The sequence below is a fragment of the Jannaschia sp. 2305UL9-9 genome, from assembly GCF_041403465.1.
Lineage (GTDB): Bacteria > Pseudomonadota > Alphaproteobacteria > Rhodobacterales > Rhodobacteraceae > Jannaschia.
On the sequence record NZ_JBGEHM010000002.1, the window covers coordinates 807584 to 819135 of the forward strand.

Annotated in this window: 15 protein-coding genes; 3 read left to right on the forward strand and 12 right to left on the reverse strand. The window is 66.9% G+C overall.

What is annotated here, in order from left to right; all coding sequences use genetic code 11:
- Positions 1-13 precede the first annotated feature (13 nt).
- Entirely contained in the window at positions 14-823 is an 810-nt protein-coding gene (locus tag V6N07_RS11895) for an acyl dehydratase (protein ID WP_371156520.1), read from the reverse strand.
- A 36-nt stretch (positions 824-859) separates the two neighbouring features.
- Here V6N07_RS11895 and V6N07_RS11900 point away from each other — a divergent pair, with 36 nt between their 5' ends.
- Entirely contained in the window at positions 860-1252 is a 393-nt protein-coding gene (locus tag V6N07_RS11900; RefSeq protein ID WP_371156521.1) for a VOC family protein, read from the forward strand.
- On the opposite strand, the gene V6N07_RS11905 is transcribed toward V6N07_RS11900, so the two are convergent.
- On the reverse strand, positions 1249-1788 hold the full coding sequence (locus tag V6N07_RS11905) for an NADPH-dependent FMN reductase (protein WP_371156522.1): 540 nt from the start codon (positions 1786-1788) through the stop codon (positions 1249-1251). The genes V6N07_RS11900 and V6N07_RS11905 overlap by 4 nt on opposite strands.
- Before the next feature lie 52 nt (positions 1789-1840).
- Between V6N07_RS11905 and V6N07_RS11910 the strand changes: the two genes are divergently transcribed.
- On the forward strand, positions 1841-3481 hold the full coding sequence (locus tag V6N07_RS11910) for a thiamine pyrophosphate-binding protein (RefSeq protein WP_371156523.1): 1641 nt from the start codon (positions 1841-1843) through the stop codon (positions 3479-3481).
- Positions 3482-3519: 38 nt separating this feature from the next.
- On the opposite strand, the gene V6N07_RS11915 is transcribed toward V6N07_RS11910, so the two are convergent.
- From V6N07_RS11915 to lgt, 4 genes are all read right to left on the reverse strand, one after another.
- The gene (locus V6N07_RS11915) at positions 3520-3651 is read right to left on the reverse strand and encodes a hypothetical protein (RefSeq protein WP_371156524.1); all 132 of its coding nucleotides are present in this window, start codon (positions 3649-3651) and stop codon (positions 3520-3522) included.
- 224 nt (positions 3652-3875) lie between these two features.
- A complete protein-coding gene (gene pgeF / locus V6N07_RS11920; RefSeq protein WP_371156525.1) occupies positions 3876-4622 on the reverse strand; it encodes a peptidoglycan editing factor PgeF in 747 nt (248 codons plus the stop codon).
- A complete protein-coding gene (locus V6N07_RS11925) occupies positions 4619-5686 on the reverse strand; it encodes a class I SAM-dependent methyltransferase (RefSeq protein ID WP_371156526.1) in 1068 nt (355 codons plus the stop codon). The genes pgeF and V6N07_RS11925 overlap by 4 nt, the downstream gene beginning before the upstream one ends.
- A complete protein-coding gene (gene lgt, locus V6N07_RS11930) occupies positions 5683-6582 on the reverse strand; it encodes a prolipoprotein diacylglyceryl transferase (RefSeq protein ID WP_371156527.1) in 900 nt (299 codons plus the stop codon). Before lgt ends, V6N07_RS11925 begins: the two co-directional genes overlap by 4 nt.
- A 149-nt stretch (positions 6583-6731) precedes the next feature.
- Here lgt and V6N07_RS11935 point away from each other — a divergent pair, with 149 nt between their 5' ends.
- Complete coding sequence (locus V6N07_RS11935) at positions 6732-6971, forward strand: accessory factor UbiK family protein (protein ID WP_371156528.1); 240 nt, start codon at positions 6732-6734, stop codon at positions 6969-6971.
- Between the two features lie 110 nt (positions 6972-7081).
- On the opposite strand, the gene V6N07_RS11940 is transcribed toward V6N07_RS11935, so the two are convergent.
- From V6N07_RS11940 to V6N07_RS11965, 6 genes are all read right to left on the reverse strand, one after another.
- Positions 7082-8104, reverse strand: coding sequence for a low specificity L-threonine aldolase (locus V6N07_RS11940; RefSeq protein ID WP_371156529.1), 1023 nt, complete (start codon positions 8102-8104; stop codon positions 7082-7084).
- 45 nt (positions 8105-8149) lie between these two features.
- Positions 8150-8629, reverse strand: coding sequence for a YcgN family cysteine cluster protein (locus tag V6N07_RS11945; RefSeq protein ID WP_371156530.1), 480 nt, complete (start codon positions 8627-8629; stop codon positions 8150-8152).
- Positions 8622-9560 (reverse strand): bifunctional riboflavin kinase/FAD synthetase, encoded by a 939-nt coding sequence (locus V6N07_RS11950; RefSeq protein ID WP_371156531.1) that lies wholly within the window; start codon positions 9558-9560, stop codon positions 8622-8624. The genes V6N07_RS11945 and V6N07_RS11950 overlap by 8 nt, the downstream gene beginning before the upstream one ends.
- Positions 9561-9641: 81 nt before the next feature.
- Entirely contained in the window at positions 9642-10085 is a 444-nt protein-coding gene (locus V6N07_RS11955) for a MaoC family dehydratase (RefSeq protein WP_371156532.1), read from the reverse strand.
- A 105-nt stretch (positions 10086-10190) separates the two neighbouring features.
- Positions 10191-11063, reverse strand: a complete 873-nt coding sequence (locus V6N07_RS11960) for a TIGR01459 family HAD-type hydrolase (RefSeq protein ID WP_371156533.1) — start codon at positions 11061-11063, stop codon at positions 10191-10193.
- Positions 11064-11150: 87 nt separating this feature from the next.
- The coding region (locus V6N07_RS11965) for a Hint domain-containing protein (RefSeq protein WP_371156534.1) at positions 11151-11552 on the reverse strand (402 nt) is incomplete at its 5' end.

Here is an 11552-nt window from a genome sequence, read left to right on the forward strand (position 1 = left end):
GTTGTGCGCGCCGTCAGGCGGGGCGCACCTCTGCCGTCATTCGCAGGCCCCCGTCCGCACCCCGCACGAACGCCGTCGCCAGGGATGTCGGACCGCCGTGGCGCAGGCAGAAGGTCAACGTCTCGTTTGCGATTGCGGGGCTCGTGGCGCGATAGTCGATCGTCGCCAGTGGCCCGACGTACCGCGTCGCAAGATCGATCAGCCCCTCGACCAGCAGCGGGCCGTGCACGACCAGCCCGGCGTGCCCCTCGACCCCGGTGGCGTAGCTTTCATCCCAGTGGATACGGTGCGCGTTCATCGTCAGTGCGGAATAGCGCATGAGGGTCAGCGCGTCGAAGATGCGGGTTTCCTCTACATCGGCCTCAGGCGCGGGGGGGACGATGAGCTCGAGGGCGTCCGGTGACGGATCCTCGCGGTAGACCAGCGTCTGCCGTTCGCGCAGGCGAAGGATGTCACCCTGTCCGATCTCATGAACCAGCGTCACGAGCGCCAGCGGTCCGCTGCGCCCGGTCTTGCGGTGAATGTCGCGCAGGGTGGTGCGCCGCGTCGCCACCTGACCGAATGAAAGGGGGGACATGAATTCCACATGTCCGCCGGCCCACATGCGTCGTGGCAGGCCAAGGTCCGGGATCATCCCCACCCCGCGCGCCACGTGCCCGTCCCGTCCGAGGCGCGTTCCGCTTTGCACATCCCAGAAATGCAGGTGATGCCAGAAGGGCGGCAACGTATCTGTCGGGGCGGGGCGGTCCAGAACGGCGGCACAGGCCTCGGCACGGGCCGGATCCATGACATCCTTGACGGTCTGCGCGTGGGGTTGTGACATGACAGCAGTTTCGACCGGCGGTGCGGGGGGCGCAAGATGCATATAACAGCTCTCGACCATCTGGTCCTGACCGTGGCCGACCCGCAGGCCACCGCCGCGTGGTACGCCCGCATCCTCGGGTGCGTGGCCGAAACCTTTCATCCCGCCGACGGAAGCACCCGTCTGGCGGTGACCTTCGGTCGGCAGAAGATCAACCTTCACCAGGCCGGGGCAGAGTTTCGGCCCCACGCGCGCCAGCCCGGCAGCGGGACGGCCGACCTGTGTTTCCTGTCCGACGATCCCCTGTCCGACTGGATCGCGCACTTGGCCGACGAGGGCGTCACGATCGAGGAAGGGCCGGTGCCCCGCACGGGGGCGACAGGGCCGATCCTGTCGATCTATCTGCGTGACCCGGACGGAAACCTGATCGAGGTGTCGAACCCGGCCTAACCGGCGGCCCCGGCGCGCGACCGAAGCTGATCCATCACTTCGGTCAGGGCCTTGAGGTTCATCTCGTTCATCAGGCGGCCTTCTTCGTCGAACTGCTTTGCGGCGGCGGCGACGAGGATTTCGGGGCCGGGCACGATATCGGCGCGAAAGGGCAACATGCAGGCGCGCAGGCTGCTCTGGGCGCGTTCACCCCCGGTGCGGCCGCCCGTGGCCGACATCACGGCGACAGGCTTGCCCAACCACGGCGTCCCCGGCGTCCGGCTGATCCAGTCGAGCGCGTTCTTCATCACGCCTGACAGGGCCTTGTTGTATTCCGGTGTCGCCACGAGCACCGCATCCGCCGCCGCGATCTGTTCGGCCAGTCGCGTGACGGCTGCGGGAATGCCCTCCCGCTGTTCCAGATCGCCGTCATAGAGCGGCAGGCGCAGATCAGCCTCCGTCAGGGGGGTACCATAAAGGCGCGCGGCTTCGTGCATCAGCTTGCGGTTGAACGATCCGGCCCGGAGAGAGCCGCAGAGACCGAGGAGTGTGGACATGGGACAGCCTTTCCGGTTGAGGTCGCGCAAGGACCTAGTGGGAGAAAACGGGATGGACAGGCACGGTGGACGCATTTTGGCGGATCAGCTTGCGATCCAGGGCGTGACCCGCGTCTTTTCGGTGCCGGGGGAGAGCTTCCTCGCCGCGCTCGATGGGCTGCATGATCACGACATTCAGAACGTCGTCTGCCGGCAGGAAGGGGGCGCCGCGATGATGGCCGAGGCCAGCGCCAAGCTGTCCGGCACCCCCGGCGTCGTCTTCGTGACACGCGGACCCGGCGCCACGAATGCCAGCGCGGGCCTGCACATCGCGATGCAGGATTCGACGCCTCTGGTGTGTTTCGTCGGCCAGATCGCGCGCGGCCACCGCGACCGCGAAGCCTTTCAGGAGGTCGACTATCGCGGGTTGTTCGGGGGCCTCGTGAAATGGGTGGCCGAGGTCGATCAGACGGATCGCCTGCCGGAATATATCGCGCGTGCCTTTTCGGTCGCGCAATCGGGCCGCCCGGGCCCGGTCGTTCTGGCCCTGCCCGAGGACATGCTGTCGGCACAGGCGGATGTGTCGGATCGTCCGGCGGTCACCGTTCCCGTGCCCGCCGTGCCCGCCGACCTGTCCGGGATCATCGACACCCTGCGACAGGCGCAACGTCCACTGGTCGTCGCCGGGGGCGGCGGCTGGTCGCAGGGTGCAGCCGATGCCCTGCGCACTTGGGCCGAACGGCACGGCTTGCCGGTGGCGGCTGCGTTCCGGCGGCAGGATCACATCGACAACCGGTCGCCTGCCTACGTGGGTGACCTGAACGTCGGTCCGAATCCGCGCCTGATGCAGCGGTTGAAGGACGCCGATGTCATCTTCGCGCTTGGCACGCGGCTGGGCGACATCGCGACCGGCGGATACGAGGTGCTGGACCCGACACGGGACGCCCCGCGGCTGATCCATGTCCACCCCGACGCGGATGAGGTGAACCGCGTCTGGACCGCGGCCGTCCCCGTGGTCGCGCGTGCCGCGGATGTCATCACGGCCCTGGCCGCGCGCAACGATACGCTGCCCGGCTGGCATGGCGCGCAGGCCGAGGCGCGGGCGGACTTTGAGGCCTGGATCACACCGAAGACGACGCCGGGGGCCGTCAAGATGGAACAGGTGATCGCCCATCTCGACGCGGTCCTGCCCGAAGATGCGGTTCTGACGAACGGCGCGGGCAACTACGCGGCGTTCCTGCATCGCTATTATCGCTGGCGCCGCTTTGGCACACAGCTTGCGCCGACCTCCGGGTCGATGGGCTATGGCTTTCCGGCGGCCATCGCGGCCTCGATCGCGTCACCGGAGCGCGATGTCATCTGCCTTGCCGGGGACGGCTGTTTCCAGATGACCTGCAACGAGCTGTCGACAGCCGCGCAGCATGGCGCCCGCCCCATCGTGATCGTCGCGAACAACGGGCGATATGGCACGATTCGAATGCATCAGGAGAAACACTATCCTGGCCGGGTCTCCGGAACGGATCTGGCCAACCCCGATTTCGCGGCTTTGGCACGGGCCTATGGCGGGCAGGGGGTCGTGGTCACCGAACAGGCCGATTTTGCCCCTGCCCTCACGGCGGCACGGGCGGCATCCGTCTTTTCGGTGATCGAGGTGCGGCTGGATCCCGACATGCTGACGACGAATGCGTCGCTGTCCGATCTGGCGCGGGGCTAGGGCAGGGCGCGGAACGCCCTTGCCCTGCGGCAGACGTCTCAGGAGGCGCGCGCGGCGGTCTTGACCGGGGCGGGCGCGGGCTTGTTCTTGACCGAACGGGACCAGGGCATCTGATACGTTTCGGTGCGGGCGGCTTCGATGGTGCGGTCCAACCAGATCTTGCGCGACATGGGGCTCTCCTGCGTGTGCGTTAAGCACGTTCTGACGGAGGCGTCGGGCGGAGACGGGGCGGCCATGCGGTCTTTGCGCGGTCTGTTCGCGGCGAAGGTGGTGCGTAATTGTGGCGCAATCAGGGCGGCGTGCAATCGGGCGTCGATCGCGCGGGGCCCATCATGCGCGCCCGTGCCATATCGCCATTCAAGCCGCGGGGTTGGACCGGCTGAAAGGGCCGTGTTTACAGGCGGATGGCGGCGATCAGGCGGCCGTAGTCGGCCTCCTTGGCGTGGGTCGTGCGGCGATAGGAATAGAAACGTTCGGGGTCGGAATAGGTGCAATGACCGGTCCATTCCGCCGTGACCCCCGCGCTGCGCAGCCGGTGCAGGCCATAGCCGATCAGGTCGAACTGATACCGCCCGTCGCGCCCGTTGGCGAAAAAGCGCAGCGTATCGGGATCCTCGGCCATGAAGGTATCCAGAAACTCTTCCCCGACTTCATAGGCGGCCTGACTGATCGACGGGCCGATGGCGGCGCGGATGCTGTCGCGGGCTGCGCCCTGATCGATCATCGCGTCCACCGTCGCCTCGAGCACACCGCCCAGCGCGCCTTTCCACCCGGCATGTGCCGCACCGATCACCCCGTTGTCGGGGTCGTGGAACAGGACAGGCTGGCAATCGGCGGTAAGGATGGTCAGCACCTCACCCGCACGCGCCGTCACCAACGCATCCGCACGGGGCTGAGGTTGGGGCATCGGGCCGTCGACGGTGACAACGTCGGATGAATGGACCTGGTGCACCCCGCGCAGCGGGCCGCCCATCGCCTCGGCCACGCGGTCGCGATTCACGGCGACGACGTCGGACAGGTCGCTGGACCCGGAACCGCAATTGAGGCCGGCAAAGATGCCCGACGACGCACCGCCCTTGCGGGTAAAGAACCCGTGCGTCACCCCGCCCAGCAGCTCGGCGCGCAGAATTTCAAGTGTCATGTCAGGTCACCCATCGCATCCACCCCCGGCGGCAGCGGCGCACCGGGCGGGGCCAGTGCGATCACCTTGAAAAGGTCGCCCATCTCGGCCGGATGGGTCAAGCGGCGATGTGCCGCCACATGTGCCGCCAACGCATCGCCCGTCAGCCCCCTTGCCAAGGCTTGTGCCCGCGCGGTGATGCCCAGACGTTCCAGAAAGACGCCTTGCCGCGTCATGGCGGAGGCCTGCGCCGGGCCGGATGCCCGGGCCACGGCCTCGAAATCCACATGCGCGGTCAGGTCGGCACCGCCCGGTGTGGTCAGCGGATCTTCGGGCGTGTGATCGCGCAGGGCCTGCAGGGTATCGCCCTGTGACCTCCAGTGCCCGTAATCGATGATCAGGGCCACGCCGCCCTGTTCAATGCGGCCTGCGATGGATTGCACAACACCGGGCAGGGCCGGACACCTCTCGACCATGGTGCCGTCCGGGACGTCATGATGCGCAAGCTCGGGCACCGGCATCGGCGGGGCCAACGCGAAGGTCAGGGCGCCATCCTGCACGGTCACGAGCCGTTCGCGCCAGGCGGCACCATCGCGGACGTATTGACGGATTGGCAGCGCGTCCAGAAACTCGTTCGCCACAAGGAATGTCGGCAGGTCCGGCAGGTCGTCGACCGTTTGATGCCATGTCGGGCTGTGGCCCGTCAGGGTGCGGCCCTGAACGGCGCGCAGGGCGGGCGACGCCTCGACCAGATGGATGCGCGCGGCCTCGACAAAGCCGGGAACGGCCCGCCCCACGCGCAACATGTCCGCCATCAGGGTGCCGCGCCCCGGTCCCAGTTCGACAAGGGCGAATGGATCCGGACGGCCCTGATCCATCCAGGACTGCGCAAGGCACAGGCCCAGCATCTCGCCGAACATTTGGCTGATCTCGGGGGCGGTGACGAAATCGCCCTTGGCCCCCAGCGGGTCACGCGTCGTGTAATAACCGAGCGTCGGGTGCAGCAGGCAGTCCGCCATGTAATCGGCAACCGTCAGCGGCCCGGTCGTGGCGATCCGGCCAAGCAGCAGGTCCCGAAGGCTCATGCCCGTGCCTTGCCCACCTTGGGACGCATCGCGAAGGCGACGACCAGCAGGCCGACGGCCAGCATCGGCAGGGACAGGACCTGTCCCATCGTCAGGCCCCAATCGCCCATCCGCACGACATGCCCGAGCGGATTGTCGGGCGTGATGTATTGTGCGTCGGCCTGTCGGAATGCCTCGACGAAGGTGCGGGCGGCACCGTAGCCGGACAGGAATAGGCCGAACAGCAGGCCGCGCCGCTTGAACCCGCCGCGTAGCGCGACCCCCCAGAGGATGGCAAGCAGCAGCGCGCCTTCCAGCAGGGCTTCGTAAAGCTGACTGGGGTGACGGGCGCAGAACTGTCCGATGTTGGTACAGGCCTGCGCGGCCTGTCCGGGAAAGACCACACCCCAAGGCATGTCGGTCGGACGGCCCCACAGCTCCGCATTGATGAAGTTCGCCACCCGCCCGAGGCCAAGGCCCAGCGGGGCCACCAGAGACGCGATATCGAGGATCGACAGGATCGGGATATTCTGGCGCCACGCATAGACGGTAACGGCGATGGCCGTGCCCATCGCCCCGCCATGAAATGACATGCCCCCCTGCCACACGGCAAGGATCTGGCCGGGGTTTTCAAGGTAATAGCCGGGTTGATAGAACAAGACATACCCCAGCCGCCCGCCGAGGATGATGCCCAGAACGATCCAGGTCATCACATCCTCGACCTGGGCGCGCGACATCGGTGGCGTGTTGCGCAGCCACAGGTGAGGCTGGCCGACGACCCAACGGGACATCCACCATCCGCCGACGATGCCGGCGATATAGGCCAGCGCATACCACCGCAGCGTGAAGACGAAGACGCCGAGATCGAGGCTGAAGATGTCTGGCGAGACATCGGGAAAGGGGATCGCAAACAGCATGGCCCCGCTTTGCCCGTGCGCCGCGGGCCGGTCAACCGCGATGCATGCCTGCGGCGGGGTCCGGCGCGGATCGTGATCGCGGGCCGACGCGGCTTGCCGCGACCGGACGCGCAACCCATATGGAAGGAAAGCCTTTCAGGAGAGACAACATGCAGACCCGCAATCGCATCATGGATGACCTTGGCCAATTGATGACCAACGCGATGGGCGTGGCGCAGGGCGCCCGGACCGAGGCGGAGACCGCCATGAAATCGGTCCTCGACCGCTGGATGGCAGACCGCGATTTCGTCACGCGCGAGGAGTTCGACGCGGTGCGCGCGATGGCCCAGAAAGCGCGCGAGGAAAACGAGGCGCTGAAGGCGCGTCTGGACGCGATGGACGCTAAGTGATCGCCACCGGCGCCAGGTCGATTGTCGCCAGGTCGATTGTGTGAGGGGCTCTGTCCCTCACACTCCCCGAGGTATTGCGGACCAGAGGAAGGGCACGCCCACCCCTCGCGTCAGCCGGCGATCAGGTCCAGCAGGGCGTCCACCTCGTCCGCTGTCTTGGTGAAGTCGCAGACAAACCGGCACAGGGGATGGTCCGCCGTGTCCATCGTGTAGAACTGCGACGACTTCTGCGCCCGCGCGATCACGTCCTTGGACAGACGCGCGAATACCATGTTGGCGGCGGGGGCGCCTGTGACCTCTGCCCCCGACGCGGCCAGACCGGAGCGCAGGCGCTGGCCAGCCGCATTGGCGGCGTTTGCGTTTGCGCGCCACAGGTCATCCGTCAGATAGGCAAGCATCTGCGCAGACAGGAAGCGGTTCTTGGACCACAGGTGCCCTGCGCGTTTGCGTCGCAACGCAAGTTCCCAGGCCTTGGCCGGGTTGCGGATGACGATCGCCTCGACCCCCATGCAGCCGTTCTTGGTTCCCCCGAAGCTGACCGCATCGAACCCGCGCACCATCGCCGCGGCCGAACAGTCGAGCGCGGCGCAGGCATTGGCGAACCGGGCCCCGTCGAGGTGGGTGGGGATGCCGGCGGCCCGTGCCATGTCCGTCAGCGTGCCAAGCGTTTCGAGGGAATAGACGCTGCCGGTTTCCGTGACATTGGTCAGGCTGAGCGCGCCGGGCTGCACGCTGTGGACGTCCTGCCCGCCGAGACGCGACAGGGCGGCTTCGAAGGCCGCGGGCGTGATCTGCCCATCCGGCCCGTCCAGAAGGGTCAGCTTGGCGCCAGCCGTAAAGAACTCCGGCGCGCCGCATTCGTCGGCTTCGATATGGGCGGTGCGGTGGGCGAAGATCGTCTGCCAGGGCTGGACGAGGGCCGCAAGCGCGATGGCATTTGCCGCCGTGCCGGTCGTGACCAGCAAGACCTCGGCCTCGGGCCAGTCGAACAGGTCGCGCAGCCGGTCGCGCACCTGTGGCATCCACGGGTCGGCGCCGTAGGGCATTGCGGCGCCCGTGTTGGCGGCCTGAATGGCGGCCATGACCGGGGCCGCGACGGGGCCCGTGTTGTCGGAGGCAAAGTTCAGGTTCATGTCTTGGCGTCCTTCGTCGGTGTCATCTTGTCGGGCCACGCGGGGTCATGCCCCGCCCGTCGGCTCCTCGATGATGAAATCTTCCCAGTCCTCTTCGGAGACGTCGTGTTCCGACACCGTTTCATCCATCAGGGATGCGCCCGCGATATGAGGGGACATCGGATCCCCGGTCAGCAGAGGGTGCCAGTGTGGCAGGGCGCGCCCTTCGTAGAGGCGGCGGTAGGCGCAGGTGTCGGGAAAGAAGTAGACGACGTCCGGCAGGGTTCTGGGCGACAGGACCACGCATTCGGGCACGAAAGACAGCCGGTCGGCATAATTGGCGCAACGACATGTCGAATCGTCGAACAGGCGACAGGCCACGCGGGTCAGTTCGACGGCGCCCGTGTCCTCGTCCTCCAGCTTGTTGAGACAGCATTTTCCGCAGCCGTCGCACAGCGCCTCCCATTCGGGGGCCGTCAGCTTGGCCAAGGGGCGTTCCCAGAACCGGTGGCGCAGACCGCTGCGGTCGATGGGATCCTCAGCCATCGAGGGCGGCCAGGATATGGCGCGCCTGCGCGCTGTCGCCATCCATCTGGCCGATCAGGGCGTCCAGACCGTCGAACGTCAGTTCGGGCCGCAGGAATTCGACCAGTGCGACCGACAGGTGCGTGCCGTACAGGTCGCCGCTGAAATCGAAGACGAATGTCTCGAGGTTCGGTGTGTTTACCCCGAACATGGGCCGCACCCCCAGCGAGGCGACCCCATGATACGTCCCCGCGTGGACACCGTCGGCGATATCCACAAGGACGGCGTATACGCCGAGGCGCGGCAGGTGCAGACCGTCGAGCGACATGTTCGCCGTGGGATAGCCCAGTGTCCGGCCACGTTTTTCGCCATGCACGACCGGGCCTTCGATCCGGTGCCAATGGCCCAGCATGGCCGCCGCCGCGCCGGGTTCCCCGCGCGAGAGCGCGGCCCGGATCGCGGTCGAGGACACGGGCGCATCCGCCCCCATCAGCTCGGCCGCCGTGACATCGAACCCGAGGTCGGCGCCGGCGTCCTGCAACGTCCGGACGGTGCCCGCCCGGCCCTTGCCGAAGCGGAAGTTGGCGCCGACCACCACGTGGGACAGGCCAAGGCCATCGGCCAGGACATCCTTCATGAAGGTTTCGGCGGTCATCGGTGCAATCTGCGGGAAGGGCAGGTCGAACAGCAGGTCGACCCCCAATTTCGCCAGCCGGTTGGCCCGCGCTTCGGGCGACATCAACCTGAAGGCGGGCGCGTCCGGGGCAAAGAATTCGCGCGGATGGGGGGTGAACGTGACGATGCCAAGCGGTCGGCCCCGTTCCCGCGCCGGGCCCCGGGCAAGGTCCAGCACGTGCTGGTGGCCCAGATGGACGCCATCGAAATTCCCGATCGCGGAGCAGGCGCCGCGCGCATTGTCAGGAATGGCCTTATGATCCCGGAATATCCGCATGCGCCTCGGCTACCCCGCAGGCCGGAGCGGCGCAAGCACGGGCCCGTCCTGCGGTGTCGAATTGACCCGCCGGGTAAGGCGTCAGTCGAACTTGCGCGACGGGGCCAGAACCACGGCCTCCCCCCTGAGGACCTTCCTGCCGTCGATGGCGCAATGGGTGTCCATCGTGACACGCCGTTTGGCGAAATCCATCTCCGTCACGGTCACGACCGCCTCGACCAGATCGCCGGGGCGCACAGGGGCGAGGAACTTCAGCGTCTGGCCCAGATACACGGTGCCATGACCGGGCAGTTGTTCGCCGATGACAGCCGAGATCAGACCTGCGGTCAGCATGCCGTGGGCGATCCGACCTTCGAAGATGGTGTCCTGCGCGTATTCGTCGTCGAGGTGGACGGGATTATGATCCGTCGACACCTCGGCAAACAGTTCGATGTCGCGATCGGTCACGACCTTGCGCAGCGATCGGCTCATGCCGATCTCGATATCTTCGATGCAGATCGTGCCGCGTGGCATGTTGTCGAGCATGGTCGGGCCTCCAGCGGGTGCTGGAGGATACATAACTCCGATGCGGCGCTGCGGCAAGTGTCATGGTAATAAAATTGCCGTCAGATTGCGCCTGAGGTGGCAAAATTACCGCAAGGATCCGATCGCATAGGTCGGAACGACGCCGTGCCGCGCCAGATAGGTCTGCAGCAGGGCCGCATCCGGATTGCCCAGCAAAGGGGTTCCCGTCTCTTCGGCGCCAAGCCCGCCCGTGATGAAAAGCAGGTCCAGATCTTCGCCCATCGCGCCCGCCGCATCCGTCGCGGGACCGTCCCCGATGGCAAGGATCGCGCTGTCCGGGATATCGGCAATCTGCGACAGCCGCCGCCGTGCCAGATCGTAGATCGGGGCATGCGGTTTGCCGAAATACAGGCTTTCACCGCCCATCTCGGTATAGAGCTCGGCCAAAGCGCCCGCGCACCATTCGCGCACGTTGCCCCGGTCGACCACGATGTCGGGGTTCGCACACAGCAGTTTCAGCCCCCGCGTCTTGGCGGCAAGGAATTGCGGGCGCAGGACCGAGGGATCCGCTTGCGGGTCGACGGGCCCCGTGCAGGCGATGCCCTCTGCTTCTTCCAGCGGGACGCGTTCGATCGCGACCGGATCGTCCAGAACGGCCGGGGTCTCGAAGAAACCGGCGTCATGCTCCGGCCCGAGATGCCAGACCTTCGTTCCGACGGCGCCGCGGAACATCGCGACCCGTGCCGAATCGCCCGAGGTGGCGATGTCGTCATAGGCGTCGGGCGATACGCCGAAGATTTCCAGCTGCTGAACCACGCCCGCGCGGGGGCGGGGCGAATTGGTGACGAAGATGACCTTGCCGCCCTGCGCGCGATAGGCCGACAAGGCCTCGTTCGCGCCGGGATAGACCCGAACACCATCGTGAACACATCCCCACAAATCGACGAACAGGGCGTCGTAGCAGGCGGAGACATCGGACAGCGCCGTGATGATCTGCATGAGGCGGGCCTTCTGGCTGGGACTGGGACAGGGCCCTAGCTACAGCACGGGGCGGCAGGGTCCATTGCCCAATTTCCGACCGGCGCGTCAGCCCCCGTTCAGCGACAGGCCCTGCGCCTCCGACAGGCTGAGGTAGGGGATGCGCGGGGGGCCGAAACCTGCGCCACCGGTCACATGCGGAAACAACCGCGCCATATCGGACAGGACGACCCGCGTCAGGCTGCGCGTGATGGTGCGGGACGGGTGATAGGTTTCGACGGACAGGCCCGAAACCGTCACGGCTTCCTGTCCAGCGCAGGCGAGGCCGTAGACGGTCACTTCGCCCTGGGGTTGGATCGCGGTAACGGACATGCCGTCTTCGAACGCGGCAATCGGCGCGAAGGCGTGGCGCGATCCGACGAGGTTCATGCATTTCGGACTGTCTATCAGGATCTGCGCGTCCGCGCCGAGGATGACATCGCTGTCCGGGCCCTGGGGGGGGAAGAGGGG